23 protein-coding genes, 1 tRNA gene and 1 pseudogene are annotated in these 26,884 nt (G+C 71.8%); 16 read left to right on the top strand and 9 right to left on the bottom strand.

The window, feature by feature from the left end; all coding sequences use genetic code 11:
• Positions 1-25 precede the first annotated feature (25 nt).
• The 10 genes and pseudogenes from ACZ3IJ_RS30775 to ACZ3IJ_RS30730 form a co-directional block, all read left to right on the top strand.
• On the top strand, positions 26-3,709 hold the full coding sequence (locus ACZ3IJ_RS30775; protein WP_467473473.1) for a ThuA domain-containing protein: 3,684 nt from the start codon (positions 26-28) through the stop codon (positions 3,707-3,709).
• A gap of 88 nt (positions 3,710-3,797) precedes the next feature.
• Positions 3,798-4,910: an inositol-3-phosphate synthase gene (locus tag ACZ3IJ_RS30770; protein WP_467473471.1), complete on the top strand. Its 1,113-nt coding sequence runs from the start codon at positions 3,798-3,800 to the stop codon at positions 4,908-4,910.
• Positions 4,907-5,983, top strand: a complete 1,077-nt coding sequence (locus tag ACZ3IJ_RS30765; RefSeq protein ID WP_467473470.1) for an SCO3242 family prenyltransferase — start codon at positions 4,907-4,909, stop codon at positions 5,981-5,983. The genes ACZ3IJ_RS30770 and ACZ3IJ_RS30765 overlap by 4 nt, the downstream gene beginning before the upstream one ends.
• The gene (locus ACZ3IJ_RS30760; RefSeq protein ID WP_467473467.1) at positions 5,980-6,873 is read left to right on the top strand and encodes a sugar phosphate isomerase/epimerase family protein; all 894 of its coding nucleotides are present in this window, start codon (positions 5,980-5,982) and stop codon (positions 6,871-6,873) included. Before ACZ3IJ_RS30765 ends, ACZ3IJ_RS30760 begins: the two co-directional genes overlap by 4 nt.
• Positions 6,867-7,424 carry an EboA domain-containing protein gene (locus tag ACZ3IJ_RS30755; protein ID WP_467473464.1) on the top strand — a complete coding sequence of 186 codons (558 nt, stop codon included), beginning with the start codon at positions 6,867-6,869 and terminating at the stop codon, positions 7,422-7,424. Before ACZ3IJ_RS30760 ends, ACZ3IJ_RS30755 begins: the two co-directional genes overlap by 7 nt.
• Positions 7,424-8,272, top strand: coding sequence for a TatD family hydrolase (locus ACZ3IJ_RS30750; protein WP_467473462.1), 849 nt, complete (start codon positions 7,424-7,426; stop codon positions 8,270-8,272). The genes ACZ3IJ_RS30755 and ACZ3IJ_RS30750 overlap by 1 nt, the downstream gene beginning before the upstream one ends.
• A gap of 12 nt (positions 8,273-8,284) precedes the next feature.
• The gene (gene eboE, locus ACZ3IJ_RS30745) at positions 8,285-9,454 is read left to right on the top strand and encodes a metabolite traffic protein EboE (RefSeq protein WP_467473461.1); all 1,170 of its coding nucleotides are present in this window, start codon (positions 8,285-8,287) and stop codon (positions 9,452-9,454) included.
• A complete protein-coding gene (locus ACZ3IJ_RS30740) occupies positions 9,451-10,848 on the top strand; it encodes an alkaline phosphatase family protein (protein ID WP_467473459.1) in 1,398 nt (465 codons plus the stop codon). The genes eboE and ACZ3IJ_RS30740 overlap by 4 nt, the downstream gene beginning before the upstream one ends.
• A 49-nt stretch (positions 10,849-10,897) precedes the next feature.
• Entirely contained in the window at positions 10,898-11,977 is a 1,080-nt protein-coding gene (locus ACZ3IJ_RS30735; RefSeq protein ID WP_467473457.1) for a sugar phosphate isomerase/epimerase family protein, read from the top strand.
• A gap of 153 nt (positions 11,978-12,130) precedes the next feature.
• Positions 12,131-12,328: pseudogene (locus tag ACZ3IJ_RS30730) on the top strand (aldehyde dehydrogenase family protein); the annotation flags it as partial.
• 11 nt (positions 12,329-12,339) lie between these two features.
• Here ACZ3IJ_RS30730 and ACZ3IJ_RS30725 read toward each other — a convergent pair.
• On the bottom strand, positions 12,340-13,608 hold the full coding sequence (locus ACZ3IJ_RS30725; RefSeq protein ID WP_467473545.1) for a DUF2254 domain-containing protein: 1,269 nt from the start codon (positions 13,606-13,608) through the stop codon (positions 12,340-12,342).
• 271 nt (positions 13,609-13,879) lie between these two features.
• Here ACZ3IJ_RS30725 and ACZ3IJ_RS30720 point away from each other — a divergent pair.
• Positions 13,880-13,964: transfer RNA gene (locus ACZ3IJ_RS30720), tRNA-Leu, on the top strand.
• A gap of 106 nt (positions 13,965-14,070) precedes the next feature.
• Here the strand turns inward: ACZ3IJ_RS30720 and ACZ3IJ_RS30715 are convergent.
• Genes ACZ3IJ_RS30715 through ACZ3IJ_RS30705 form a run of 3 tightly spaced genes read right to left on the bottom strand, consistent with a single transcriptional unit; the run spans position 14,071 to position 15,723 of the window.
• Positions 14,071-14,784 carry a class I SAM-dependent methyltransferase gene (locus ACZ3IJ_RS30715; protein ID WP_467473455.1) on the bottom strand — a complete coding sequence of 238 codons (714 nt, stop codon included), beginning with the start codon at positions 14,782-14,784 and terminating at the stop codon, positions 14,071-14,073.
• Positions 14,753-15,265, bottom strand: coding sequence for a hypothetical protein (locus ACZ3IJ_RS30710; protein ID WP_467473453.1), 513 nt, complete (start codon positions 15,263-15,265; stop codon positions 14,753-14,755). Before ACZ3IJ_RS30710 ends, ACZ3IJ_RS30715 begins: the two co-directional genes overlap by 32 nt.
• Before the next feature lie 5 nt (positions 15,266-15,270).
• Positions 15,271-15,723 carry an ATP-binding protein gene (locus tag ACZ3IJ_RS30705; protein WP_467473450.1) on the bottom strand — a complete coding sequence of 151 codons (453 nt, stop codon included), beginning with the start codon at positions 15,721-15,723 and terminating at the stop codon, positions 15,271-15,273.
• A gap of 245 nt (positions 15,724-15,968) precedes the next feature.
• Here ACZ3IJ_RS30705 and ACZ3IJ_RS30700 point away from each other — a divergent pair, with 245 nt between their 5' ends.
• The 3 genes from ACZ3IJ_RS30700 to ACZ3IJ_RS30690 all read left to right on the top strand — a co-directional run bounded on the left by ACZ3IJ_RS30700 (position 15,969) and on the right by ACZ3IJ_RS30690 (position 17,953).
• Positions 15,969-16,832, top strand: coding sequence for a helix-turn-helix domain-containing protein (locus tag ACZ3IJ_RS30700; RefSeq protein WP_467473448.1), 864 nt, complete (start codon positions 15,969-15,971; stop codon positions 16,830-16,832).
• A complete protein-coding gene (locus ACZ3IJ_RS30695; protein ID WP_137992288.1) occupies positions 16,833-17,069 on the top strand; it encodes a DUF397 domain-containing protein in 237 nt (78 codons plus the stop codon).
• 77 nt (positions 17,070-17,146) lie between these two features.
• Positions 17,147-17,953 (top strand): SAM-dependent methyltransferase, encoded by an 807-nt coding sequence (locus ACZ3IJ_RS30690; RefSeq protein ID WP_467473446.1) that lies wholly within the window; start codon positions 17,147-17,149, stop codon positions 17,951-17,953.
• A 152-nt stretch (positions 17,954-18,105) separates the two neighbouring features.
• Here the strand turns inward: ACZ3IJ_RS30690 and ACZ3IJ_RS30685 are convergent, their stop codons facing one another.
• Both ACZ3IJ_RS30685 and ACZ3IJ_RS30680 read right to left on the bottom strand, forming a co-directional pair.
• On the bottom strand, positions 18,106-19,980 hold the full coding sequence (locus ACZ3IJ_RS30685; protein WP_467473443.1) for a M64 family metallopeptidase: 1,875 nt from the start codon (positions 19,978-19,980) through the stop codon (positions 18,106-18,108).
• A 99-nt stretch (positions 19,981-20,079) separates the two neighbouring features.
• Positions 20,080-21,423, bottom strand: coding sequence for a 6-phospho-beta-glucosidase (locus tag ACZ3IJ_RS30680; protein WP_467473441.1), 1,344 nt, complete (start codon positions 21,421-21,423; stop codon positions 20,080-20,082).
• Between the two features lie 17 nt (positions 21,424-21,440).
• Between ACZ3IJ_RS30680 and ACZ3IJ_RS30675 the strand changes: the two genes are divergently transcribed.
• Positions 21,441-21,827, top strand: coding sequence for a VOC family protein (locus ACZ3IJ_RS30675; RefSeq protein ID WP_467473439.1), 387 nt, complete (start codon positions 21,441-21,443; stop codon positions 21,825-21,827).
• A gap of 13 nt (positions 21,828-21,840) precedes the next feature.
• On the opposite strand, the gene ACZ3IJ_RS30670 is transcribed toward ACZ3IJ_RS30675, so the two are convergent.
• Entirely contained in the window at positions 21,841-23,634 is a 1,794-nt protein-coding gene (locus ACZ3IJ_RS30670) for a hydroxysqualene dehydroxylase (RefSeq protein WP_467473437.1), read from the bottom strand.
• A 193-nt stretch (positions 23,635-23,827) separates the two neighbouring features.
• Here ACZ3IJ_RS30670 and ACZ3IJ_RS30665 point away from each other — a divergent pair, with 193 nt between their 5' ends.
• Entirely contained in the window at positions 23,828-24,289 is a 462-nt protein-coding gene (locus ACZ3IJ_RS30665; protein WP_467473435.1) for a YchJ family protein, read from the top strand.
• A gap of 55 nt (positions 24,290-24,344) precedes the next feature.
• Here ACZ3IJ_RS30665 and ACZ3IJ_RS30660 read toward each other — a convergent pair whose 3' ends face one another.
• Together ACZ3IJ_RS30660 and ACZ3IJ_RS30655 are read right to left on the bottom strand one after the other, a co-directional pair.
• Positions 24,345-26,432 (bottom strand): MDR family MFS transporter, encoded by a 2,088-nt coding sequence (locus ACZ3IJ_RS30660; RefSeq protein ID WP_467473433.1) that lies wholly within the window; start codon positions 26,430-26,432, stop codon positions 24,345-24,347.
• 102 nt (positions 26,433-26,534) lie between these two features.
• Positions 26,535-26,837 carry a hypothetical protein gene (locus ACZ3IJ_RS30655; RefSeq protein WP_467473431.1) on the bottom strand — a complete coding sequence of 101 codons (303 nt, stop codon included), beginning with the start codon at positions 26,835-26,837 and terminating at the stop codon, positions 26,535-26,537.
• Between the last annotated feature and the right edge of the window lie 47 nt (positions 26,838-26,884).

Raw genomic sequence — 26,884 nt, 5'->3', positions numbered from 1 at the left:
CCCGGCCCTACTCCGGAGGACATCCGTGCACAGCAAACGACTCCGAGCCAGAAAGACGCTCGCCCTTCTCGCCGTCGGACTCCTCGCCCTCGGGGGCCGGCAGGCCCTCGCGGCCGAGACGGACGGCGGCGCCGGCACCGCCGCGGCCGCCGAGGAGTTCCAGCAGGTCACTCTCGCCAAGGGCGGTGAGGAGGTCGGCGAACCCATGTCGCTGGCCGTGCTTCCCGACCGCAGCGTCCTGCACACCTCGCGGAACGGCGAACTGCGCCGCACCGACGCGGCGGGCAACACCGCCGTCATCGGAACCGTCCCCGTCTACTCCCACGACGAGGAAGGTCTCCAGGGCATCGGGCTCGACCCGGACTTCGCCCGGAACAAGGCCATCTACCTCTACTACGCCCCGCCGCTCGACACCCCCGCCGGAGACGCCCCCGAGAACGGCACGGCGGCCGAGTTCGCGAAGTACGACGGCGTCAACCGCCTCTCCCGGTTCACGCTGAAGGCCGACGGCACGCTCGACAACGCGAGCGAGAAGAAGGTCATCGACATCCCCGCCACCCGCGGGATCTGCTGCCACGTCGGCGGCGACATCGACTTCGACGCCCAGGGCAACCTGTACCTGTCGACCGGCGACGACTCCAACCCCTTCGCCTCCGACGGCTTCACCCCCATCGACGAACGCCCGGGCCGCAACCCCGCGTTCGACGCGCGGCGGACCTCCGGCAACACCAACGACCTCCGCGGCAAGATCCTGCGGATCAAGGTCGCCGAGGACGGCTCGTACACCGTCCCCGACGGCAACCTCTTCGCCCCCGGCACCGCGAAGACCCGCCCCGAGATCTACGCGATGGGCTTCCGCAACCCCTTCCGCTTCAGTGTCGACAAGGCGACGGGCGTCCTCTACGTCGGCGACTACGGCCCGGACGCGGGCGCCGCCGACCCCGAGCGCGGACCCGCCGGACAGGTCGAGTTCGCCCGCATCACCAAGCCGGGCAACTTCGGCTGGCCCTTCTGCACCGGCAAGAACGACGCCTACCGCGACTACGACTTCGCGACCAAGGTGTCCGGAGCGGCCTTCGACTGCGCCGCCCCGAAGAACGACTCGCCGTACAACACCGGACTCGTCGACCTCCCACCGGCCGAGCCGGCCTGGATCCCGTACAACGGCGGCTCCGTACCGGAGTTCGGCACCGGATCCGAGTCGCCGATGGGCGGGCCCGTCTACCGCTACGACGCGGCCTCCACCTCCCCGGTCAAGTTCCCCGAGGCGTACGACGGCGACTTCTTCGCGGGCGAGTTCGGCCGACGCTGGATCAAGCGCATCGAGCAGGGCGCCGACGGTACCGTCCAGTCCATCAACTCCGTCCCCTGGACCGGCACCCAGGTGATGGACATGGCCTTCGGACCCGACGGAGCGCTGTACGTCCTCGACTACGGCACCGCCTGGTTCGGCGGCGACCACAATTCCGGGCTCTTCCGCATCGAGAACGCCACCGGCGGACGCTCCCCGGTCGCCGAGGCGAGCGCGAACAAGACCTCAGGCACCTCCCCGCTGAAGGTCGCCTTCTCCTCCGCCGGCACCACCGACGGTGACGGCGACGCCCTCACCTACAGCTGGGAGTTCGGCGACGGCGGTACGTCGACGGCCGCCAACCCCACGTACACGTACCGCAAGAACGGGACCTACACGGCGACCGTGACGGCCAAGGACCCGAGCGGGCGCACCGGCTCCGCCTCCGTCCACGTCGTCGTCGGCAACACCGCGCCCAAGGTCACCCTCGAACTTCCCGCGGAGGGCGCCCTCTTCTCCTTCGGCGACGACATCCCCTTCAAGGTGAAGGTCGCCGACCCGGAGGACGGCACGATCGACTGCGCCAAGGTCAAGGTCACCTACGTCCTCGGCCACGACAGCCACGGCCACCCCGTCACCTCGGCCAACGGCTGCTCCGGCACCATCAAGACGTCCTCCGACGGCGGCCACGACGACGACGCCGACATCTTCGCCGTCTTCGACGCCGAGTACACCGACGGAGGAGGCGGCGGCCAGGCCGCCCTCACCACCCACGACCAGGCCAAGCTCCAGCCCCGCCACCGTCAGGCCGAGCACTTCGACGCCCAGAACGGCGTCAACGTCTTCGACAAGACCGAGGCCAACGGCGGACGCACCGTCGGCGACATCCACGACGGCGACTGGATCTCCTTCAAGCCCTACAACCTGAGCGGCGCCACCAAGCTCACCGCCCGCGTCTCCTCCGGGGGCGTCGGCGGCTTCCTCGAAGTCCGCACCGGCTCGCCCACCGGGACGCTCCACGGCTCCGCGCCCGTCCCCGTCACCGGCAGCTGGGAGACGTTCCAGGACATCGACGTACCGCTGCGCAGCGTGCCCCGCACCACCACCGAACTCTTCCTCGTCTTCAAGGGCGGCTCAGGCGCGCTCTACGACGTCGACGACTTCACCTTCTCCGACGCCCCGGTGAACCGCGACGCCAAGCGCGTCCTGGTCTTCTCGAAGACGGCCGGGTTCCGGCACGACTCGATCGGCACCGGCATCACGGCGCTCAGGGAACTCGGCGCCGGCAGCGGCATCACCGTCGACGCCACCGAGGAACCGCGCCAGTTCACCACCAGCAACCTCGCCCGCTACGACGCCGTCGTCTTCCTCTCGACGACCGGTGACGTCCTCGACGCCGAACAGCAGACCGCCTTCGAGAACTACGTTTCCACCGGCGGCGGCTACATGGGCATCCACGCCGCCGCCGACACCGAGTACGACTGGGAGTTCTACGGCGGGCTGGTCGGAGCCCACTTCGCCTCCCACCCGCAGATCCAGCCCGCGACCGTACGCGTCGAGGACCACGACCACCCGGCCACCGCACACCTCGACGGCCCCTGGCAGCGGACCGACGAGTGGTACAACTACCGCACCAACCCGCGAGGTCAGGCCCGGATCCTCGCCACCCTCGACGAGACCACGTACCAGGGCGGCACCATGAAGGGCGACCACCCGATCGCCTGGTGCAAGACCTACGGGGGCGGCCGCTCCTTCTACACCGGCGGCGGTCACACCAAGGAGTCGTACGCCGAGCCGGCCTTCCGGCAGCACCTCCTCGGCGGCCTCGCGTACGCCACCGGACAGACCGCGGCCGACTGCCGGCCCCAGACCGGCTACCGCGAGCTCTTCAACGGCGAGACCCGCGAGGGCTGGAAGCAGGCCGGACCCGGCGGCTTCGACATCGCCGACGGTGAACTCCGCTCGGTCGGCGGCATGGGCATGCTCTGGTACCAGGCCAAGGAGTTCTCCTCCTACTCCCTCACGCTCGACTGGAAGGCGGCGGGCGACGACAACTCCGGCATCTTCGTCGGCTTCCCCGCCTCCGACGACCCCTGGTCCGCGGTGAACAAGGGCTACGAGATCCAGATCGACGCGACCGACGCCGCCGACCGGACCACCGGAGCCGTCTACGGCTTCAAGTCCGCCGACCTGGCGGCCAGGGACAGCGTGCTGCGACCGCCCGGCCAGTGGAACAGCTACGAGATCCGCGTGCGCGGCGAGCGGCTCCAGGTGTTCCTCAACGGGGTGAAGATCAACGACTTCACCAACACCGACCCGGCCCGCAGCCTCAAGGACGGTCACATCGGCCTCCAGAACCACGGGGCCGACGACCAGGTGTCGTTCCGCGACATCAAGCTCAGGGAGCTCCCCTCGTAGAGCTCCCGCCCAGCCGGCGGCGGGCGGGGAGGCGCCGTACCCCCCGCCCGCCGTCTCCACCACAGTCCAGCTCCTGGGAGGCAGGGTCGTGACCACAGGAACACGTACGGGAGTCTGGCTCATCGGGGCGAGAGGCTCCGTGGCCACCACCGCGATCGCCGGCTGCGCCGCGACCACGGCCGGCCTCCACCCACCGACCGGCATGGTGACCGAGACCGACGCCTTCGCCGCGGCCGGCCTCCCGCCCCTCGCCTCCCTCGTCTTCGGCGGACACGACACGGCGACGTGTCCGCTGCCCAAACGCGCCGAGGAACTCACCGCCGCGGGCGTCCTCCCGCACGGCCTCAGCCCCGCCGTCGCCACCGAACTCGCCGCCGCCGAGGCGGAGATCCGCCCCGGCGGACCGGCGCCCGGCGGCGGCCACGAGGAGGGCGAGCTCATCGCCTCCTTCGCCGCCGACATGACGGACTTCCGGACCCGGCGGGACCTGGACCGGGTCGTCGTCGTCAACGTGGCGTCCACGGAGCCGGCGCCGGGGGGCGCCGCGCTCCCACCCAGCTCCCTCTACGCGGCCGCCGCCCTGCGCGCCGGCTGCCCCTACGTCAACTTCACCCCCTCGACCGGACTGCGCCACCCCGCGCTCGCAGACGCCCTCGCCGCGAGCGGCCTTCCCCACGCGGGCCGCGACGGCAAGACCGGCCAGACCCTGCTGCGCTCCGTCCTCGCCCCGATGTTCCTCCAGCGGGCCCTGACCGTACGGGCCTGGTCGGGCACCAACCTGCTGGGCGGCGGCGACGGGGCCGCCCTCGCCGACCCGGCCGCCGCCGCGGCGAAGAACGCCGGCAAGGAACGGGTCCTCGCGGACGTCTTCGGCCACGTCCCCGAGGGCGAGGTGCACATCGACGAGGTGCCCGCGCTGGGGGAGTGGAAGACGGCCTGGGACCACATCGCCTTCGACGGTTTCCTCGGCTCCCGGATGACCCTCCAGACCACCTGGCAGGGCTGCGACTCGGCCCTCGCCGCACCCCTCGTCCTCGACCTGGCCCGGCTGACGGCCCGCGCCCACGAACGCGGACTGGTCGGCCCGCTGGAGGACCTCGCCTTCTACTTCAAGGACCCGGAGGGCGCACCGCCCGCCGGCCTCGCCGAGCAGTACGCGCGTCTCGTGGCGTTCGCCGCGCGCCTGGGGGAGGTCCGGTGAGCCGGGCGCGCGGGCGCGTGGCCGCCTGGGCGGAGCTGCTTCGCGTCTCCGCGCTGCCCACGGTGCCGGGCGACGCCCTGGCGGGCGCGGCGGCCGTGGGCCTGCGCCCCAACCGCTCGACCCTTCTCGCCATCGGCTCCTCCCTCTGTCTGTACGAGGCCGGCATGGCGCTCAACGACTGGGCCGACCGCGAGGAGGACGCCGCCGACCGCCCCCACCGCCCCCTTCCCTCCGGCCGCGTCACCCCCCGAGCCGCCCTCGCCGCCTCCGCCGCCCTGACCGCCGCCGGTCTCACCCTCGCCGCCCGCGCCGGACGACCCACCCTCGCGACCGCCACCGCTCTCGCCGCGACGGTCTGGTGCTACGACCTCCACCTCAAGCACACGCCCGCCGCCCCCGCGACCATGGCGACGGCTCGCTCGCTCAACCTCCTCCTCGGCGCGATCGCGACCACGACCGGCCGTCCGGCCGGGCGTCGCGGCGCTCGCGCTCCCCTCCCCGGGGCCCTCCCGTCGGCCGCTCTTCTGGGCGCCCACACCTACGCCGTGACCTCGGTCTCCCGCCACGAGACCCAGGGCGGCTCGACCCGCACCCCCCTCCTGGCCCTCGCCACGACCACGGCCCTGGCCGCCATCGCCTCCCGCCCCCGCGCCCCGAGCGGGACCGCGGGCGGCAAGAGGCCGAGCGGCCCCGGCCCGCTCGGGCCGACGACCCGCCCCGGCCCGCTCGGGCCGACGACCCACCCGGGACCGAGCGGGCCGACGACCCGCCCCGGCCCGAGCGCGCCGCCGACGCACCCCGGCCCGAGCGGGAGCGGCGCCTCCCCTCTCACCCCGCTGATCACGGCCGCCCTGGCCGCCGCCTACGCCAGGACCCCAGCCGTCCCTCTCCTCCACGCGGCCCTCAATCCGTCGCCTCCCCTCACCCAGCGCTCCGTCGGCGCCGGTATCCGTGCCCTGATCCCCCTCCAGGCGGCCCTCGCCGCCCGGGCCGGCGCACCCGGCACCGCTCTCCTGGTGCTCGGCCTCGCCCCGCTCGCCCGAGCCCTCGCCCGGAAGGTGAGCCCGACATGAGCCAGACCCCACCCGCCGTCCGCTTCGGCTACGGCACCAACGGCCTCACCGACCTCCGGCTCGACGACGCCCTCGCCCTCCTCGCCGACCTCGGGTACGACGGTGTCGGGCTCACCCTCGACCACATGCATCTCGACCCCCTCGCCGCCGACCTCCCCGCCCGCACCGCCCAGCTCGCCCGCCGCCTCGATGCGCTCGGCCTCGGGGTCACCGTCGAGACCGGCGCCCGCTACGTCCTCGACCCGCGCCGCAAGCACGGCCCCTCCCTCCTCGACGCGGACCCCGACGGCCGGGCGGCACGCGTCCGCCTCCTCCTGCGCGCCGTCCGCGTCGCCGCCGACCTCGGCGCCCACGCCGTGCACTGCTTCAGCGGCATCACCCCTGCGGACACCACCGACGAGACCGCCTGGAAACGACTCGCCTCCTCCCTCTCTCCCGTTCTCGAAGCCGCGGCCGCCGCCCGCGTCCCGCTCGCCATCGAACCCGAACCCGGTCATCTCCTCGCCACCCTGGACGACTTCCACACGCTCCGCGGCCTCCTCGGCGACCCCGACCCACGGCACCTCGGCCTCACGCTCGACATCGGCCACTGCCAGTGCCTGGAACCCGCGTCCCCCGCCGACTGCGTCCGCGCCGCCGCGCCCTGGCTGCACCACGTCCAGATCGAGGACATGCGCCGCGGCGTCCACGAACACCTCCCGATCGGCGACGGCGAGATCGACTTCCCGCCCGTCCTCGCCGCCCTCGCCGAGGTCACCGCCGCCGGCTACCGGGGCCTGACGGTCGTCGAACTGCCCCGCCACTCCCACGCCGGCCCCGAACTCGCCCGAGCCTCCCTCGCGTTCCTGCACCGCAACAACCCCGCCCCACGGGAGGCCCCGGCATGCTGACCACCACCGCACAGGCCTGGCTGGACGAGGCCCTCGCGGCCGCCACCGCCCGCACCACCCTCTGGGAGCTGCGCTTCGCCTCCGCCGGCCGGCACTGCGGCGCCGAGCACGCCGACTCCGTCCGGGTCCTCCTCCTCAAGGCGGCCCGCGCCGACACCCCCGTCCTCACCCGCCTCTACCACCACGGCTCCGCCGCCGAACGCCGCGCCGTGCTCCTCGCCCTCCCCTCACTCGTCACCGGGCCCGAGGCCCTGCCGCTCGTCGAAGACGCGCTGCGCGCCCACGACACCGACCTCGTCGCCGCCGCCCTCGGCACCTACGCGGCCACCCACCTCGCCCCCCACGCCTGGCGCCACGCCGTCCTCAAGTGCCTCTTCACCGGCGTCCCCCTCGACACCGTCGCCGGACTGCACGAACGCGCCCGCGGCGACACCGAACTCGCCCGGATGCTCACCGACTACGCCGCCGAACGCACCGCCGCCGGCCGTACCGTCCCCGCCGACCTCCACCGCGTCCTCGCCCTCACCGCCCCCACCGAGGAGGAGTCCTGATGCGCATCTTCGACCCCCACATCCACATGTCCTCGCGCACCACCGACGACTACCAGGCGATGTACGACGCCGGAGTCCGCGCCGTGGTCGAACCCTCCTTCTGGCTCGGCCAGCCACGCACCTCACCCGCCTCCTTCCTCGACTACTTCGACTCGCTCCTCGGCTGGGAACCCTTCCGGGCCGCCCAGTACGGCATCGCCCACCACTGCACCCTCGCCCTCAACCCCAAAGAGGCCAACGACCCCCGCTGCACCCCCGTTATCGACGTCCTGCCGCGCTACCTGGTGAAGGACAACGTCGTCGCCGTCGGCGAGATCGGCTACGACTCCATGACCCCCGCCGAGGACACCGCCCTCGCGTCGCAGCTCCAACTCGCCGCAGACCACGGCCTGCCCGCCCTCGTCCACACCCCGCACCGCGACAAGCTCGCCGGCCTGCGCCGGACCCTCGACGTCGTCCGCGAGTCCGGCCTCGCCCCCGAACGGGTCCTGCTCGACCATCTCAACGAGACCACCGTCAAGGAGGCCGCCGACAGCGGTGCCTGGCTGGGCTTCTCCGTCTACCCCGACACCAAGATGGACGAGGACCGCATGGTCGCCCTGCTCAAGGACCACGGGCTCGACCGCGTCCTGGTGAACTCGGCCGCCGACTGGGGCAAGAGCGACCCGCTCAAGACCCGTAAGGTCGGCGACGCCATGCTCGCCGCCGGGTTCTCCCCGGACGACGTCGACCGGGTGCTGTGGCGCAATCCCGTCGCCTTCTACGGCCTCAGCGGCCGCCTGCGGCTCGACCCCCCTTCACCCGACACCTCCCACGAGGGCAACTCCATCCTCCGCGGCGGGGAATGAGGCGGCCCGCCCATGCGCTTCCGCCACCCCGACGGCTCCACCGTCCACCTCGCCTACTGCACCAACGTCCACCCCGCCGAGACCCTCGACGGTGTCCTCGCCCAGCTGCGTGACCACTGCGAGCCCGTCCGCCGGCGGCTCGGCAGGGACCGGCTCGGCATCGGACTCTGGCTCGCCCGCGACGCCGCCCAGGCCCTGATCACCGACCCGGGCTCGCTGCGCGCGCTGCGCGCCGAGATCGACCGCCGCGGCCTCGAGGTCGTCACCCTCAACGGCTTCCCCTACGAGGGATTCGGCGCCGCGGAGGTCAAGTACCGCGTCTACCAGCCGGACTGGACCCGCCCCGAACGTCTCGCCCACACCACCGACCTCGCCCGTCTCCTCTCCGCGCTCCTCCCCGACGACGTCACCCAGGGCTCCGTCTCCACCCTGCCGCTCGCCTGGCGCACCCCTTTCGACTCCCGCGCCGCCGACACCGCCCGCGCCGCCCTGACCACCCTCGCCGAGCGTCTCGACGCCCTGGAGGAACTCACCGGAAACAGCATCCGGATCGGACTCGAACCGGAACCCGGCTGCACCGTCGAGACCACCGCCGACGCCATCGCCCCGCTCACCGCCGTCTCAAGCCCTCGCATCGGCGTCTGCGTCGACACCTGTCATCTCGCCACCTCCTTCGAAGACCCGCACACCGCCCTGGACGCCCTCGGCGCCGCCTCCATACCCGTGGTCAAGGCCCAGCTCTCCGCGGCCCTGCACGCGGAGCACCCCCACCTCCCCGAGGTCCGCGCCGCACTCGCCGCCTTCGCCGAGCCCCGCTTCCTCCACCAGACCCGCACCCGGACCGCCGCCGGCCTACGGGGCACCGACGACCTCCCCGAAGCCGTCTCGGGCCGCGCCCTCCCCGACGGCGCCCCCTGGCGCGCCCACTTCCACGTTCCCCTGCACGCCCCGCCTGAGCCCCCGCTCACCTCCACTCTCCCCGAACTCAGGGCGACACTCGCCCACCTGGTCGGCGGCCCTCGTCCCCGCACCCATCACCTGGAGGTCGAGACCTACACCTGGCAGGCCCTGCCGGCCGACCGGCGCCCCCGCAACCGAGCCCGCCTCGCCGACGGGATCGCCGCCGAACTCGTCCTGGCCCGCGACCTGCTGACCGATCTCGGCCTCAAGGAACTGCCATGACCAGCCCCCGGAGCGACACGCGACCCACCCCCCTTCTCGTCCTCGACGTCGTCGGTCTCACCCCCCGCCTCCTGGAGCACATGCCCCGCCTGCAGGCCCTCGGCCGCGCGGGCTCACAAGCGCCCCTCACCACCGTCCTGCCGGCCGTCACCTGCACCGCCCAGACCACCTTCCTCACCGGCACCCTCCCCTCCGAGCACGGCATCGTCGCCAACGGCTGGTACTTCCGTGAACTCGGCGACGTCCTCCTCTGGCGTCAGCACAACGGCCTCGTCTGCGGCGACCGTCTCTGGGACGCCGCCCGCCGCTCCCACCCCGGCTACACCGTCGCCAACATCTGCTGGTGGTACGCCATGGGCGCCGACACCGACATCACCGTCACCCCCCGTCCCGTCTACTACGCGGACGGCCGCAAGGAACCCGACTGCTACACCCGGCCCCCGGCCCTCCACGACGAACTCACCGACAGGCTCGGCACCTTCCCCCTCTTCCACTTCTGGGGTCCCGGCGCGGATCTGGTCTCCAGCCAGTGGATCATCGATGCCACCCGCCACATCCTCCGCACCCGCCGCCCCGACCTCGCCCTCGCCTACGTCCCCCACCTCGACTACGACCTCCAGCGCTACGGTCCCGACGACCCGCGCGCCTTCCGAGCCGCGGCCGAACTCGACGCCGCGCTCGCCCCTCTCCTCGACGACGCACGCGCCGAGGGTCGCACCATCGTCGCGCTCTCCGAGTACGGCATCACCCGCGTGAGCCGCCCCGTCGACATCAACCGCGCCCTGCGCCGCGCCGGCCTCCTGGAAGTCCACACCCAGGACGGCATGGAGTACCTGGACCCGATGACCTCGCGGGCCTTCGCGGTCGCCGACCACCAGCTCGCCCACGTCTACGTCCGACGTCCCGAGGACCTCGACACCGTCCGCGAGGCGCTGGCCGAACTCCCCGGCATCGAGCGCCTTCTGGACGACGAGGGCAAGAAGGAGAACGGTCTCGACCACCCCCGTTCCGGAGAGCTCGTCGCCCTCGCCGAACCCGACGCGTGGTTCACGTACTACTACTGGCTCGACGACACGCGCGCCCCCGACTTCGCCCAGCTCGTCGAGATCCACCGCAAGCCCGGATACGACCCCGTCGAACTCTTCATGGACCCGCTCGATCCCTACGTACGGATCAAGGCGGCCAAGGCGATCGCCCGCAAGAAGCTGGGCATGCGCTACCGGCTGGCGGTGGTCCCCCTGGACCCCTCACCTATTCGCGGCAGCCATGGCCGCCTCCCCACGAGCGACGACGAAGGTCCGCTCATTCTGTGCTCCACCCCCCGCGCTGTGAGCGGCCGCGTAGCGGCCACCGATGTGAAGTCCCTCTTGCTCCACCTGGCCGGTCTTCACTGACCGGACTCCAGTGAAGCAGACCTCACCGACAACAAGGAGTTATCCACAGATGACCCGCGCCCGCCGCCTCTCGCACCCGACCCCCGACCCCGAGCTCACCCACAAGCTCAGCAGGCGGAACATGCTCGGCGTCGCCGCAGGCGCCACCGCCGCGGCCCTCCTCGGCGCCACCGCCCCGACCGCCACCGCCGCGGAAGCCGGCAGCGCGGACGCCGACCGAGGGCACGGCCACGAGCACGGCAAGGGCCGCCCCGTGCTGCCGCCCGGCCGCCTCGGCATCCAGCTCTACTCCCTGCGCGACAAGGTCGCCACGCTCGGCTTCGCCGCCGTCTTCGCCGAACTGAGCAGGTACGGCTACGACGAGGTGGAGTTCGCCGGCTACACCCAGGGCTCCGCGGGCCCGATCACCCTCGCCGAACTCCGGCGGCTCACCCGCGATCACGGCCTGCGCGGCATCGGCAGCCACGTCGGCTACTACTCCTCCGACCCCGGCGCCTACACGTTCGCGCAGAACCTCGACAAGGTCCTCGACGACGCCCAGGCCCTCGGTCTGCCCCACATCGGCACCGCCTCCGGCCCGTGGCGCTACGGCTCCACCGTGGACGGATGGAAGCGCTGCGCCGAGGAGTTCAACCACTACGGCGCCGAGGCGAAGAAGCGCGGCATGAAGTTCTACCAGCACAACCACGCCGAGGAGTTCTCCTTCGCCACCGACCGCCCCGACGTCCGTCTCTACGACGTCCTGCTCGCCGAGACCGACCCCGAACTCGTCCACCTCGAAATGGACGTCTACTGGGCGTACGTGGCGCAGCATCGTTTCTCCCGGCGCGTCGACGGCACCCCCGCCCCCTTCGACCCGCTGCGCTACGTCCTCGCCCAGCCCCACCGCTATCCGCTCTTCCACGTCAAGGACGGCGAACGCGACGAATCCGTCCGCGACGGCTACCGCATGGCGGACGTCGGGGACGGAGACATCGACTACCGGCGCTTCATCTCCGCGGTGAACCGCACCCACCACGGGTACCGGTCCCACCACTGGCAGGCCGAACACGACAACCCGGTCGAGGCCTTCGCGTTCGCCCGTAAATCCAGCGCGCACCTGCATTCCCTGCGCGAGAAGCACAGCTGAACCGAGGGCCCATGACGCTCACGCGTACCGGCCGATCGTCGCGGGTTCGCCTTCGTCCGGCGGGCCCGCGGCCGCCCCGGCGGGTGCGGGAACACCGCCACGCAGCCGGCGACCACACCGAGCCCTTCGGCCCGGTCGACAGGATCGTCCGTCGCCCCGCGGATCCGAGCCCTCAAGGCGGGCCACGGCGCCCCCCGCTCCCGCGGCGACCGCGAGGAGCTGTTCGGCGGCTTCGGCGCCTCCTGGCGCGGCGCCTTCGCCGGCGGCGAGCTGCTCGTCAAGGCCGTCGCCGAAGGACCTGGCGGCGAGCGGCTCCCCGGCACCTTCCCCGACCACCACCTGATGCCGTAGAGGGTGCAGGATCACCCGATGCCCTGGCGGTCGCCCTCCAGCGCGAACGCGCGGTCGGCCGCCTCCGGCGCCGTACGCTCCACCAGCTGTGTCAGCAGCGTGCGGTGCCGGACCAGCGGCTCCCGGCGCTCGGCAGGGACCATGGACAGCAGATCGTCGATCCCCGCCAGCATGCGCCGCGACACCTGGGGGCTGCCCGGCGCACAGCCCCGGATCTCGGTGAGGCCGAGATCCACCAGGTCCGTCCAGTCCGGTACGTCCTGCACCAGCCGGACCGTGCCCCGGCGGTCGCGGTGGTGGACTGCGCCCAGCGGGCGGTCCGCCACCGCCGCCAGGATCTGGGTGATCCGGTCGAGACACTGCACGGCCGTCGTCGGGTCGTTGACGGCGGGGGAGAGGGCCCGCAGCCCGATGTCCGCGAGCTGGCGGAGGCCGAAGCCGAGGTCCTGGTGGAACGTCCGCTCGACCCCGACGGAGACCGCCGCCCCGATCCGGCGGGGCACCGTTCCCCCGTGCACGGCCAGGATCGGCGTCCCCGGCACGACGAAGTCCCCGATCCGCGGCAGCATGCGCAGCACCACCCCGTGGCGCTCGGCGATGCGCACGAGGAGCGCGACGTTGACGTCCCTCAGCACCCCGGCGCGGCCCCGGTGCGGGACGTGGTCGGTCGCCTCGCCGAGATCGGCGAGCTCGCCCACGTACCACGGCTGTTTGGCGAGGACGCCGAAGGACTCCCGGGTGATCAGGTCCACCACGTGACCCACCCGCATCAGCCGCAGCGTCGAGTTCACGTACGCCACGAAGAGCAGCAGGCTCAGCGCGACCATGAACAGGGTCAGCAGCGACGACACGAGCGGCACGGTCGACACGTACCGAGGGTCGGTCTCGCTGTCGTAGGAGGTGAGGACGAGCAGCGAGAGCGCGAACGTCGCCAGGAAGACGGAGAAGGCCGCCTTGGTGATGCGGCTACGGATGAAGATCCGGACGATCCGGGGGCTGAACTGCCCGCTGGCCATCTGGACGGCCACCAGCGAGATGGAGAAGACGACGCCGATGAAGGTCATCATGGCCGAGCTGATCGTCGTCACGATCGTCCTGGCGTCCTCGACGATCCCGATCAGCTCGGTGACCTCGGCGTACGCCCGCTCGTCCTGCAGATACCCGATGATGGCGGAGTCCACCGCGGAGGCGATCAGCCACAGCACGAAGATGCCGACCAGCGCGACGACCGGGGCGAACCAGAAGGTGTCCCGCAGGTGCTCCCGCATGGGCGACAGCATCCGGGGCCGGCGGTACGCGGACCCACGGCCGGGCGCCTGGCTGTCTTCGAAGAGGTTGCTCACCCAGCGCAGGCTAGGCGGCGGGGGCGGCGACTCCCCGTATGCGTACGACGACACTCTGTGCGCCGACGCGACGCGCCCGGGCCCGATCACGTTCTCCGGGGTCGCCGCACCTCACTGACCACGGGAAACGTGGGTGAAAGGCACCTCAAACCCCTGGTAGAGTTATCCATGTCGCCGCGGGGAACACCCCGGGACGACACAACACCTGGTCCGGGTGGCGGAATGGCAGACGCGCTAGCTTGAGGTGCTAGTGCCCTTTATCGGGCGTGGGGGTTCAAGTCCCCCCTCGGACACATGAGACGGAACGGCCCCAGTTCATCTGGGGCCGTTCCGCGTTTCCGCCCTCGGGGCGCATCGGGTGCTTCGCCGCCGGTCTGCGATGTCCGCCGCTGCCGCCCGCTACCGCTTCCGGGCCACCACCAGTCGGCACCTCGGGCTGCCGTTCTCCTGGCGGCCCAGAGCCTCCAGGGGCTGGGTCTCCACCGTGAAGCCCGCGCGCGTCAGGCGGTCTCGGACGTCCGCGAGGCGGAACGTGCGGTAGTACATGACGAAGGGTGGCCGCCACAGCGCGTTCCGTACCCGCATGGCCGTGTCGAAGCCCAGCAGCGTCCAGTACGGGAGTGAGCCGACGCGGGGCGGGGCCGGGAGGGGGAAGGCGAGAACGCCGCCGGGGCGGAGGGCCGCGTGCGCCTGGCGGAAGAGGGTGAGCTGGTCCTTCGGCACGAAGTGGCCGAAGGCGCCGAAGCTGACCGCCAGGTCGAATGCCGGCGCGAAGGGGAGCGCCAGCACGTCCGCGCGGATCAGGGTGGCCTTGGGGTGGGCCCGGCGGGCCTCCGCCAGCATGCCCGCGCTGAAGTCGACGCCCGTGACCCGGCCGCCCGCGCACAGCGGTCGCAGGACGGAGAGGCCCGCGCCCGTGCCGCAGCAGAGGTCGAGTCCCGCGTCGAACGGGCCGAGCGGGCGCAGCGCGTCCGTCACCGCCGACAGCACCGGGTCCGGCGTGCGGAACGGCGTCGCGTCGAATTTCGTCGCCAGCAGGTCGTAGCCGTGCTCCACCGAGGAGAGGGCCTGGACGGTCAGCTCACGGACGGTCGGGCCCTGAGGGGTGAACATGCCCCGACACTACGCCGTCACCCGCCGTGTGCAGGGCCGTCCAGGAGGGCGCGATCCCGGTCAGCTGGCAGGTCAGCAGATAGAGGGGGATGGGCGGGGTGTACGGGGAGGTGCCGTCGGGATGGTGGATCAGTCGGGGGCCGCGGTCGGGGACCTCCCCGCCCGGCGCGTAGCAGGCCGGCAGCGGCCAGCTCACGTCCAGGTCGGAGCCGGTCGGGACCAGCCACCACCACCAGTCCGTGTCCGCGTAGACACAGCCCTTGGCGGGCAGCCGGGACAGGATCCGGAAGCCGTAGCGCGCCGGCACGCCGACCGCGTCGCAGCCCAGCGTCGTACGGAACTCCCGCGGGACCACCAGGCGCGTCGACGCCGCCGTGCCGAGCGCCGTGCCGATGGACGAGCCGGTCGATGAGCCGGTGGATGAGCCTGTCGATGAGGTCGCCGAGGTTCGGCGCGACCTCGGAGTCAGGAGGGTCGCCATCGACCTCAGCACGTGTACCCCATGCCGTGGGCCAGCTCGGCCCAGACGATGCGCGCCGTGCCGTGCCCCGTGCTGTCGGCCCCCCATGCGTGGGACAGCGCCTCCACGAGCACCAGGCCCCGGCCGCGCTCCTCCTCGCCGCAGTCCCGGATCCGGGGGTCTCCCAGGCCGCCCTCGTCCCGTACCGCTATGCGCAACTGCTCTTCCCCCTCGCGCAGTTCACAGACCACGTGACTGCTCGCGGTGTGCACGACCGCGTTGGTGACCAGCTCGGAGACGATCAGCGTCACCGTCTCGCGTATGTCGGGCGCGCATCCCCAGAGGATGAGCCGCTCCTCCGCCAGTCTGCGGGAGCGTGAGACGGATTCCGTGCGGGCGGGCAGCTCGAAGGCGAAGCGTCGGACGTCGTGACGGAGAGCATCGGTGCGTGGGCGCTGCTGCAGGACGCGGGGGCTCATAAGGCCTGAGGGAAGCGCGTTACCAGAAGCCACGACCGGTTCCTCACAACAGTGGGTAAGCAGCGCCGCGGTCAGCCTCCCCCCGAGGCGGGCGCGCGGCGGCAGCGCGTACTGGTTCACCGGAATACTTTGCTCCCGAGTCGGACACTTGGCAAGTGGCACTCTGAAAATTGCAGAGTGCGGTGTTCTCTCTGGCCATGTTCGTGGCACACTCAGGCGAAACAGCGCGTCGGGGAGGTCTGGGAGTGAGCGAGCCGCGGTCCGCCCCCACGGTGGGACAGGTCGTTCTCGGCAAGCGTCTGCAGGATCTGCGCGAGCGGGCCGGCCTGAAGCGGGAGGAGGCCGCGAAGGTCCTCCGTGTCGCCCCGGCCACCATCCGTCGCATGGAGACCGCGGAAGTCGCGCTGAAGATTCCGTACGTACAGCTGCTGCTGAAGGCGTACGGCATCACGGACTCCGAGGCCGAGGCGTTCGTCGCCCTCACCGAGGAGGCCAACCTTCCCGGCTGGTGGCAGCGGTTCCACGACGTGCTGCCCGGCTGGTTCTCCATGTACGTCAGCCTGGAGGGGGCCGCGAGCCTCATCCGGGAGTACGAACCCCAATTCGTCCCCGGTCTGCTGCAGACCGAGGGGTACGCCCGCGCCATTCTGCGCAGTGGGGCGGTCGGCGGCAGCGATGCCGAGGAGATCGAACGCCATGTAGCCCTGAGGATGGAGCGTCAGTCCCTGTTGACCAGGGAGGACGCCCCGAAGTTCTGGGTGATCATGGACGAGACGGTCTTCCGCCGACCGGTCGGCGACGGGCCCGAAGTGATGCGCGACCAGCTCGACCGGCTGCTCGAAGCGTCCGAGCTGCCGAACGTCACCCTGCAGATCGCGGAGTTCTCGTCCGGCCATCACCCCGGCACCTACGGACCGTTCGTCCTCTTCCGCTTCGCCGTGCCCGAACTCCCGGACATGGTCTACAGCGAGTACCTCACGGGCGCCGTCTATCTCGACGCGCGCCCGGAGGTGGCCTCCCATCTCGAGGTCATGGACCGAATGGCGGCCCAGGCCGCGACTGCACAACGCACGAAGGAGATCCTCCGGGGTCTCCGCAAGGAGCTGTGAATGGATCGCATATACAACGGCATGCCCGCCGCGGATCTCGGTGCCGAGGGATGGCACAAGCCGTGGAGCGGCGGGAACGGGGGCAACTGCGTGGAGGCCATGAAGCTGGCCGACGGCAGAGTCGCCGTGCGACAGTCCGCAGACCCTGAGGGACCCGCGCTCATCTACACCCACGGCGAGATCGCCGCGTTCATCCAGGGGGCGAAATCCGGTCAGGCCGACTTTCTGCTCACCTGACCCCTTCCGTCGCACCCCTACCGTCGCGTAACTCTTGCTGCAGTGCCAGTAGTTCCACTCCCGGACCAGGAGCCCCGATGACCCAGGATGCCGCAACCGTACGGATCGACACCAGCAAGCCGCACCCGGCGCGGATGTACGACTGGTTCCTGGGCGGCAAGGACAACTACCCCGTCGACGAGGAGATGGCCAAGCAGCTCCTCACCGTGGACGCGCGCGGCCGGGACATGGCGCGGGTCAACCGGGCCTTCATGCACCGCGCCATCCGCTGGCTGAGCGCCAGCGGCGTACGCCAGTACCTGGACATCGGCACCGGCATCCCGACCGAGCCGAACCTGCACCAGATAGCCCAGGAGGCCGCGCCCGAGTCGCGGATCGTCTACTGCGACAACGACCCGATCGTGCTCGCGCACGCGGCCGCGCTGCTGCGCTCGACGCCCGAGGGGGCGACCGAGTACATCCAGGCGGACGCGCGCGACCCCGAGGTCATCCTGGAAAGGGCCGGAAAGGTCCTTGATTTCGACCAGCCCATAGCATTGTCGATGCTCGCCCTGCTGCATTTCGTCGGGGACGAGGACGGGGCTTCCGACCTGGTCCGCAAGCTCGTCGACCAGCTGGCGCCGGGCAGCTACCTCGTGCTCTCGCACGTCACCGGGGACTTCGACCCGGAGGGCGCCGCGAAGGCGGTCGGCATGTACAAGGCCCGCGGGCTGACGCTGCGGCCGCGCTCGCGCGACGAGCTGGCCGCGTTCTTCGACGGTCTGGAGCTCGTCGAGCCCGGGGTCACGCTCACCGCCGAGTGGCATCCGGAACTCGGCGAGGTCGTCCCGGTCCAGGGCGACGACCCGATCCCGGGCTGGGCCGCCGTCGGCCGCAAGGTCTGACGGGACCCCGCCGTACGGGACGGCACCCTGCACGGGACGGCACCCTGCACGGGACGGCACCGGGCGCACGACACGGCACCCGCCGTACCTGCGAAGGCCCGCGGACTCTTCCGGTCCGCGGGCCTTCGCACGCCCACCGCGGGCCTGGCCGGTCAGTCGCGCGGCGCGACCAGCGTCACCAGGAACGACTTCGCCCTGCCCACATTGCCCGCCGCGTCGATCGTCCGGTACTCGACCGTGTGCGTGCCGTAGTCCGGTGTCGCGTCGTCCCACGGAACCGCCCGGCTGCGGCCCAGCTTTCCGTAGACGAGGTCGTCGACGACCGTGCCGTTCGGCGAGAAGCGGAACGGCGCCTCGGCGTCCGTGGGCCAGCCGTAGTACGTGTACCAGCCGTCGCCGTCCACCCGGAACTGGCGTACCACGGCGCCCGGTCGATCGTCACGCGCAGTCAGCCGCATCGTGAACTCGCCGTCGTAGACGTACTCGACCGGACGGCCTGGCCGGCTCACCGTCCGCAGGGGTGCGGACAGTTCGTACGCTCCCGTCGCCGGGCGGGCGTCCACCGTCCACCTCAACTCGGTCTCCGTGCCCGGAATCCAGGCCGTCAGCGTGTGGGTGCCGGGCGACAGGCGCAGTGAACGCAGGTCCAGATCACGGTCGTTGCCCGGATTGGCGACCGGCCGGTCGTCGAGGCGCCAGCGGACGGAAGTCGTCCGGCGCGTCGGGTGGGTGGTGTCGGCGTGGACCACGGAGCGGGCGCCGACCGGGGACGTCGTCGGGGTGTGGCCCGTGAACGCCGGGTCGACGTTCTCCTCCGGGGTGGTCAGGGAACGGTCGACCGACCAGCTCACGGTGCGGGTCAGCGCCGACGAGCCGCGCACCGCCGGATCGCGTACGAAGGGTGTCGGGTCGCTGACCGTCGCCGTCAGGGTGTGAGTGCCGGGCGAGAGGGAGAGCGAACGCAGATCGACCGTACGGGCGTTGTGGGTGGGGAGTGCCCGGCCGTCCAGCCGCCACACCACGGCGAGCTCCCCGCCGAGCGGATGCAGGGTGTCGACCCAGACCGTCCGGTCGGCCCCGATCGGACGCGCGTTGCCCGTGTGCCCCTGCACGAGGTTCACCTTCGCCGAGATCGCCTTCACCATGACCTCGCGCTCGACCTGGTCGAAGGCGTAACCGAGCGTCTTCATGATCGAGTGCCTGCTCGGCCGCCACACGCCCTTGGTGCTGTACAGCCCGCCCTCGTGCCGGCCGATGACACCGCCCGCCTCGCTCGGTTCGCCCAGCCAGCGCCACCACTTCGCGCGCTGCTCCCGCATCCGCTCCTCGGTGAGCAGGGTGTGGTGCGCCGACGAGGGCTCCGTCCCTTCGTACCTGCCGCCGGCGACGCCGCGCGCGTAGTAGTCGTACTCGTCCTGGAGGCCGCCCAGGGAGTGGCCGATCTCGTGCGGGGTGATCAGCGAGGAGAGCGCGTTCCCGCCGGAGGCGGTGGCGTAGCTGCCGCCCGCGCCGCCGTAGGTGTCGCTGTTCGCGAGCGCCACGATCTGGCGGTTGGCGGGGCTCGTGCCGGGCACGAGACCGGCGAGCGCTGCCGCTTTCGCGCTGTCGACGGTCAGCAGCCGCTGCACACTGTCCGGGTTGCAGCCGCCCCAGAAGCCCATGTCGAGCGGAGTGTCGCGCCGGGGCGCGTCGAGCCCCGGATCGCAGTCGACCCCGGACTCCGGCGAAGGGACCTCCACCGCCCAGACGTTGATGTACGAGCGGTAGGAGGCGAACGGCTCGATGCTCCACAGCACGCCCAGGTGGGTGTCGACGTCCGCCCGGAACTCGGCCGACTCCTCGGAGGTGTAGCCGTCGCCCATGATCACCAGGTTGAACCGCCGGTCGGCGGGACCCGTGAGCTGGACGGGGACGACCTTCGCCGCCGCGAGGGCGCTGTCGGTGGGCACGGCGGACTCGGCGACCGCCGGTCCGGTGCCCACCAGTCCGGCGGTCAGCAGACAGCCTGCGACGAGACGGACCATCATCCTTCGAAAGCGTGTGCCAGGTGAGTCCATGGGGCGCGAGCGTAGGCCGCGCCCCCTGGGACGTAAAGATGTTCGCCGGACAGTCGTCCGGCCGCCGAATCAGCGTCGCAGGTACGCCAGCTCCGCGTGTGCGGCGGTGTAGCCCTCGACGAGACGGCGGGCCACCGACACCGAGTCGACCAGGGGGTGCAGGGCGAACGCCTTCACCGCCGTGGCCCGCGATCCGCTCGCCGCCGCCGCGAGCACCTCCCGCTCGACCGCCTTCACCGCCGTGACCAGACCCACCGCGTGGTCCGGCAGGGGCGCCACCGAGACCGGATGGGCACCGGCCGCGTCCACGAAGCAGGGCACCTCGATCACCGCGTCCGCGTCGAGGACCGAAAGGGTCGTGCCGTTTCGGATGTTGAGGATCAGCGTGGCCCGTTCGTTGCGGGCGATCGCCCGCATCAGCGCCAGGGCCACCTTCTCGTACCCGCCCGACTCCAGATCCTCCTCGTCCCGCTCGCCGACCCCCGCCGCCTCCCGGTTGGCGGCCATGTAGGTCGCCTCGCGGTCGGCGAGCGTACGGTGCCAGGTGGCCAGCGCCGGCGTGTCCGGCTTGCCCATCTCCCCGTAGAAGCCCGCCTGCTGGTCGCGGAGATAGGCGCCCCGCGTCCGCTCGGCCTGCTGGTAGGCGCGCACGGCCTCACGGTTGAAGTAGTAGTAGTGCAGGTACTCGTTGGGGATCGCGCCCAGGGTGCGCAGCCACTCCGGGCCGAAGAGCCGCCCCTCCTCGAAGGAGCCGAGGGCCTCCTCGTCCGCGAGCAGCCTGGGCAGCTCGTCCCGTCCTCCGACCCGCAGGCCCCGCAGCCAGCCGAGGTGGTTGAGGCCCACGTAGTCGATCCAGGCCTCGTCCGGGTCCGCGCCGAGGAGCCGGGCGACCCGGCGGCCGAGCCCGACGGGGGAGTCGCAGATGCCGACGACCCGGTCGCCGAGGATCCGGGACATCGCCTCCGTCACCAGACCGGCCGGGTTGGTGAAGTTGATGACCCAGGCGTCCGGGGCGACGACGGAGATCCGACGGGCGATGTGCTCCGCGACCGGCACGGTCCGCAGCCCGTACGCGATGCCGCCCGCCCCCACCGTCTCCTGGCCGAGGACCCCCTCGGCGAGGGCGATCCGCTCGTCGGCCGCCCGGCCCTCCAGGCCGCCGACCCGGATCGCCGAGAAGACGAAGTCCGCTCCCCGCAGCGCCTCGTCCAGATCCGTCGTCGCCGTCACCTCGGGTGCGTCCGGCACCCCCGCCGCCTGCTCGGCGAGGACCCGGGCGATCGCCGAGAGCCGGCCGCCGTCGAGGTCGTGGAGCGTCACACGGGTGACCCGCCCCTCGGCGTGGTCGCCGAGCAGCGCGCCGTACACCAGCGGGACCCGGAATCCGCCGCCTCCGAGAATCGTCAGTTTCATGGTCGTACGCTACTGCGATGCACGTACTGAGCAGCCGGATCCTGCTCCGGCCGTCCGACCCCGAGGCCTCCCGGCGCTTCTACGGAGAGCTGCTCGGACTCCCGGTGTACCGCGAGTTCGGCACCGGACCCGACCGGGGCACCGTCTACTTCCTCGGCGGCGGCTTCCTGGAGATCTCCGGCCGCGCCGCCCCGACCGAGCCCCAGCCCCGGCTGCGGCTCTGGCTCCAGACGGCGGATGTGCGAGGGGCGCACCGGGAGCTCGTGGACCGGGGTGTCGAGATCCGGCGGGAGCCGCGGACCGAGCCCTGGGGACTGGTCGAGATGTGGATCGCGGACCCCGACGGCGTGGAGATCGTCGTCGTCGAGGTCCCCGAGGGCCATCCGCTGCGCTACCGCCCCTGAGCGGTGTGCCGGATCACCCGACGTCGAGGGCGTTGCGCAGACCGAGCCGGTACCGCAGCCGGTCGTGTCGCTTGAGCGCCTCCATCTCGGGCGCGCGGAACAGGGGTTCGACGGTGCAGCGCGCCGCCGTCGAACCCGTACGGTCGAGAAGCGCGTTGACCGCCTGCCGGGCCGAGGCGTTGGCCCCTTCCATGGTGGCCAGGTCGATGTCGACGGCCACGTAGTCGCCGGCCAGATAGAGGTTGGGCACCTTCGTGGCGGCCTGGGGGCGGTTGTGGAACGTGCCGACGGGGTGGATGAGGAGCTGGTCGTCGTTGGTCGGGTTCGGTGTGCCCAGACCGTCCACCCCCGGGTCCAGGAACCACGAGTGCAGGGCGGCGTCCTTGAGCACCGTACGGCCCGTGTCGTTGAACGCGGCCTTGAGCTGCGCCCAGACCTCCCGCGCGACTTCGGTACGGGTGCACTGCTTGGCGGTCTTTCCGTAGAGGACGCCGGGCACGTCCCACTCCGAGACGTCCACCGACAGGCAGTCCACGACCGAGCCGTCGCCGTAGTCCGCGGGGAAGTCACGGGTCGGCCAGTGGTGGGCCTGCTGGATGCAGGTCAGGGACCAGGGGGAGTCGATCAGGTTGGCGTGCCCGGCGAGCAGCGGCGCCCGTTCGGTCAGATAGAACTGGATGCCCGTCATCCAGTCCGTCTCCAGCCTGTCGCACCGGGCCAGCTGCGGATCGGCCGCCCGCAGCGCGGCGCCCCAGGTCCTGCGGGCGTGTTCCACCGGCATGGCGGAGACGTAGTGGTCCGCCGTGACCCGACGGCGGACGCCGTCCGGGTCCTCGATCACGGCGGCGGAGATCCGGCCGCCCGTGGCGTCGTACGCCATCTCCCGTACGGTCCAGCCGACGCGGAACTCCACGCCGAGCGCCGTCAGATGGGTGACCCACGGGTCGATCCAGGCCTCGTTGGTGGGCAGGTCGAGGATCCGGTCGAGGGGCCCGTCCGCGCCGCGCCCGAGCGCGTTGAAGGCGAAGGCCTCGAGGAGTGTGGCGACCGTACGGGTACTGGCCTCCTCCGCCTTGGTGGCCACGATGTTGCGGGTGAGCCCCACGGCGAGGATCCGCTGGTAGTCGTAGCTCATCCGCTCGGCCCGCAGGAACTCCCACCAGGGGGTAGCCTCCCAGGTTCCGTTCCGCCGCTCGTCGCAGCTGGTGAGGAAGACCAGGAAGCGGTTGACGAAGTACGCGGCCTCGTGGAGCGGGATGGAGCGGGCGGTCTCCAGGAGCGCGGTCAGGGCCCGGCGGATCTCGTCGAGGGTGAGCTCGGCGGGGCGGTGACCGGGCCACGGGAGCGGGATGCGGAGGTCCTCGCGGCCGGTGCGGGCGAAGGCCATCTCGGCCGGGGCGACGAGGTTGCCCCAGACGCCGTCGGTGTTCCCCGGGAAGGGGATGCGCCGCATCGTGTCCGGGAGGTTGTGGTAGATCCCGGGGATGAACCGGAAGCCGTGCTCGGCGGGAAGCGGTCTCCGTCCGCCGCGCGCGCTCTCGGGCACGTCCATCGAGCGGGCTTTTCCGCCGAGGGCCCGGCGTTCGTAGACGGTGACGCGGAACCCGCGTTCGGCCAGTTCGTGGGCGGCGGTGAGGCCGGCGACGCCACCGCCGAGGACGGCGACGGACAGGGGCGCGGCGGGAGCGGACGGCGTCGCGGCGGCCGCCGTGGCCGGTGCGGCGCCGACGGTGACCGTGGCGGTGGCCGCGGTGACGGCGGCGGCCGTGGTCACGAAGGTGCGTCGCGAGGTACCCGTACGGTGCATGCCCCAGCCCCTTTGGCTTACCGGCGGTAACTGTCACGTCCGGCGCAGGAGCATAAGGGCCTCCCTCCCATCCCGGAAGCATCGTGCGGGCCACTCCCGGCACATGGCGCGATCCCGCCCCTCCGTACGCGCGGCCATCCCGCCCTTCGTACGCGCGACCATCCCGCCCCTCCGTACACGCGACAATGACGTCATGTCCCGACGCACCACCCGCCCCAAGCGGCGCCCCGCCACCCCCACCGCACCCTCCGCGTCCGCCGTCACCGCGGGCTCGCGCTGCCCCTGCGGCCTGCCCGCGACGTACGGCGAGTGCTGCGGACGCTTCCACTCCGGGCCCGCCACCGCGCCCACCGCCGAGCTGCTGATGCGCTCCCGCTACAGCGCCTTCGTCGTACGCGACGCCTCGTATCTGCTGCGGACCTGGGCTCCGGAGCACCGCCCGGGGGAGGTCGACTTCGACCCCTCGATGCGCTGGGCGGGGCTCGAGATCCGCGACACGGCCGACGGCACGGCCTTCCACCAGTCCGGGACGGTGACCTTCGTCGCCCGCTACACCCACGACGGCCAGCCCGGCTCGCTCCACGAACGCAGCCGTTTCCGGCGCCACGAGGGCGCCTGGGTGTATGTGGACGGCGACTTCATCGACGAGCCCTGACTCCCGGACCGCCGAGAGGTCCGGGAGTCAGGCAGTGGAGCTCATGACAGGGCCCTCAGGAGGTGACGCCCACCGGCTCCCGGTCGCGTCGCGGCAGGCCCTGCGCCAGGTCCTCCGCGATCAGCTTCTTCGTGATCGCGTCCGTCGCGGCCCTGAGCTCCGGACCGCTCGGCCGGCCGGTCTCCCGCTCGACCCGGTCGCTGAGCCAGTCGCCCCAGGCGTGGGTGATGACCTCGGCCTCCCGCCGCCCCGCCGGGGTGTGGGAGAGGAGCGATCCGTCCCGGGTCAGGAACCCCTCGTCGACCATGCGGTCGAAGACCGGCAGCAGGACCTCCGGGGGGACCCGCCGTCCGGCGGAGATCAGACCGAGACTGGCGTGTCCGACCGTACGGGTGAAGAGCTCCACCTGCATCACCGCCCACGCGCCCGCCGTGTCGAGCCGGGTGTCCGAGCCGGAGACGATCCGGCGCGCGGTCGCCAGATCCGTCTTCTGCAGGATCCTTCCCACGGCGAGTTCGAGCAGCTTCGCCGAGTCGCCCGACATCGTCGGAGACCCGAAGCCCTCGCCCATGTCGGGCGCCGAGGCCCGGGCCGTGTCCCGGAGCGCGACCTGCTTGAGGAAGAGCGCCACGACGAAGCCGATCGCCGCGACCGGAACGGTCCAGAGGAAGACCGTGTGCAGCGTGTCCGCGTACGCCTGGACGATCGGCGCCGCCACGTCGTCCGGCAGCCCGTGCACCCCGTCCGGGCTCTGTGAGGCCGCCGCGATCGCAGCCGGGTCCACGGCCGGCCCGGCGACCGCCGCCGCCTCCTCGACCCCCTGCGCCAGGTTGGGTTTCAGGGAGTTGGCGTAGATCGTGCCGAAGACCGCCGTGCCGAAGGAGCTGCCGAGCGTACGGAAGAAGGTGACGCCCGAGGTGGCGGTGCCGAGGTCGGCGTAGTCCACCGTGTTCTGCACGGCGATGGTCAGCACCTGCATGCACAGACCGATGCCGGTGCCCAGCACGAACATGTACAGGGACTCCAGCCACGCGCTGGTCCCGGTGTCCATCAGGGAGAGGAGGAAGAGGCCGACGCCCATCACCGCACAGCCCACGATGGGGAAGATCCGGTACGTGCCGGTCTTGCTGACCACGTTGCCGCTGTAGATCGAGGCGATCAGCAGACCGACGACCATCGGCAGCGTCCGGATGCCCGAGACGGTGGCCGAGTCCCCGTCGACGTACTGCAGATAGGAGGGCAGGAAGATCATCGAGCCGAGCATGGCGAAGCCGACGACGAAGCTCAGGACGGAGCAGACGGTGAACACCGGGTTGGCGAACAGCCGCATGGGCAGCATCGGTTCGGCGGCCCGGGTCTCCACCCAGCAGAACAGGGCGAGCGCGATCAGGCCGCCGACGAAGAGCCCGATGATGACGGGGGAGCCCCAGGCGTACTCGTTCCCGCCCCAACTGGTGGCCAGGATCAGTGCGCTGGAGCCGACCGCGACCAGCGCGATGCCCGTGTAGTCGATGACCGGCTTGCTCGCCGAGCGTACGGAGGGGATCGTGCGGGCGGCGGCGATCACGACCAGGATCGCGATGGGGACGTTGACGTAGAACGCCCAGCGCCAGGTCAGATGGTCGGTGAAGAGCCCGCCGAGCAGCGGGCCGATGACGGTGGAGACGCCGAAGACGGCGCCGATCGCACCCTGGTACTTGCCTCGGTCGCGCAGCGGGATCACATCGGCGATGAGCGCCATGGAGGTGACCATCAGGCCGCCGGCGCCGATGCCCTGCAGCCCCCGCCAGACGATCAGGAGGGTCATGTTGGTGGCGAGTCCGCAGAGGAACGAGCCGGTGATGAAGACGACCGCCGAGACCTGGAAGATCACCTTGCGGCCGAACAGGTCACCGAACTTGCCGACCAGGACGGTGGCGACCGTCTCGGCCAGGAGGTACGAGGTCACCACCCACGACATGTGGGCGGCGCCGCCGAGGTCCGAGACGATGGTCGGCAGGGCGGTGCCGACGATCGTCTGGTCCAGCGCGGCCAGCAGCACGCCGAGCATGATCGTGCCGAAGACGATGTTGCGGCGACGGCTGTCGAGCACGGGAGGCCCGGCGGCCGGGGGCGCGGGGGCGGCTTCGCTGGTGGTCGTCACCCTCGCAGCCTCACACCGGGTGGCGCGCCCCGCATGCGGGGGACGTCCGAACCGGTGCGGCGCCGGGTCCGCGCCCCGTACGGGCTAACGGAGGCCCGGGAACTAGTGGGTGACCGGAAGCAGCGGGTGGTGCTTGGCCAGGATCTTGTTCGCCCGGGCGAGCGTGGAGAGCGCGTGCTCCCGGTCCGCCCGGTCCTCCGCGCAGAGCGGCCCCCGGAAGCGCAGCACCTCGCGCGCCGCGCAGTCGGCGTCGATCTCCGCCTGCAGGACATGCAGCGGCAGGCAGGATCCGATCATGGCGGCCACACGGTCGGGGATCGGGACGGGTACGAGGGGCGAGGGCGAGGTGATCACGGGCCAGTCCTTGTGGGTACGGATGTCGGGGGTGGGGTCTCCCTCTCCCATACGTACAGGATGGCGTTCCGGGTTCGGAGACGGGTATGTCTCCATGA

The sequence above is a fragment of the Streptomyces sp. NPDC013317 genome, assembly GCF_055563155.1.
This window is presented reverse-complemented; position numbering and strand designations above follow the sequence as displayed.

Coding starts and splice junctions, on each gene's coding strand:
- ACZ3IJ_RS30680 (WP_467473441.1), bottom strand. CDS start 21,423: ATGAAACTGACGATTCTCGGAGGCGGCGGATTCCGGGTCCCGCTGGTG.
- ACZ3IJ_RS30750 (WP_467473462.1), top strand. CDS start 7,424: ATGCGCATCTTCGACCCCCACATCCACATGTCCTCGCGCACCACCGAC.
- ACZ3IJ_RS30705 (WP_467473450.1), bottom strand. CDS start 15,723: ATGAGCCCCCGCGTCCTGCAGCAGCGCCCACGCACCGATGCTCTCCGT.
- ACZ3IJ_RS30675 (WP_467473439.1), top strand. CDS start 21,441: ATGCACGTACTGAGCAGCCGGATCCTGCTCCGGCCGTCCGACCCCGAG.
- ACZ3IJ_RS30710 (WP_467473453.1), bottom strand. CDS start 15,265: ATGGCGACCCTCCTGACTCCGAGGTCGCGCCGAACCTCGGCGACCTCA.
- ACZ3IJ_RS30695 (WP_137992288.1), top strand. CDS start 16,833: ATGGATCGCATATACAACGGCATGCCCGCCGCGGATCTCGGTGCCGAG.
- ACZ3IJ_RS30740 (WP_467473459.1), top strand. CDS start 9,451: ATGACCAGCCCCCGGAGCGACACGCGACCCACCCCCCTTCTCGTCCTC.
- ACZ3IJ_RS30665 (WP_467473435.1), top strand. CDS start 23,828: ATGTCCCGACGCACCACCCGCCCCAAGCGGCGCCCCGCCACCCCCACC.
- ACZ3IJ_RS30690 (WP_467473446.1), top strand. CDS start 17,147: ATGACCCAGGATGCCGCAACCGTACGGATCGACACCAGCAAGCCGCAC.
- ACZ3IJ_RS30655 (WP_467473431.1), bottom strand. CDS start 26,837: ATGGGAGAGGGAGACCCCACCCCCGACATCCGTACCCACAAGGACTGG.
- ACZ3IJ_RS30760 (WP_467473467.1), top strand. CDS start 5,980: ATGAGCCAGACCCCACCCGCCGTCCGCTTCGGCTACGGCACCAACGGC.
- ACZ3IJ_RS30725 (WP_467473545.1), bottom strand. CDS start 13,608: ATGCTGTCGCCCATGCGGGAGCACCTGCGGGACACCTTCTGGTTCGCC.
- ACZ3IJ_RS30685 (WP_467473443.1), bottom strand. CDS start 19,980: ATGATGGTCCGTCTCGTCGCAGGCTGTCTGCTGACCGCCGGACTGGTG.
- ACZ3IJ_RS30735 (WP_467473457.1), top strand. CDS start 10,898: ATGACCCGCGCCCGCCGCCTCTCGCACCCGACCCCCGACCCCGAGCTC.
- ACZ3IJ_RS30755 (WP_467473464.1), top strand. CDS start 6,867: ATGCTGACCACCACCGCACAGGCCTGGCTGGACGAGGCCCTCGCGGCC.
- ACZ3IJ_RS30715 (WP_467473455.1), bottom strand. CDS start 14,784: ATGTTCACCCCTCAGGGCCCGACCGTCCGTGAGCTGACCGTCCAGGCC.
- eboE (WP_467473461.1), top strand. CDS start 8,285: ATGCGCTTCCGCCACCCCGACGGCTCCACCGTCCACCTCGCCTACTGC.
- ACZ3IJ_RS30670 (WP_467473437.1), bottom strand. CDS start 23,634: ATGCACCGTACGGGTACCTCGCGACGCACCTTCGTGACCACGGCCGCC.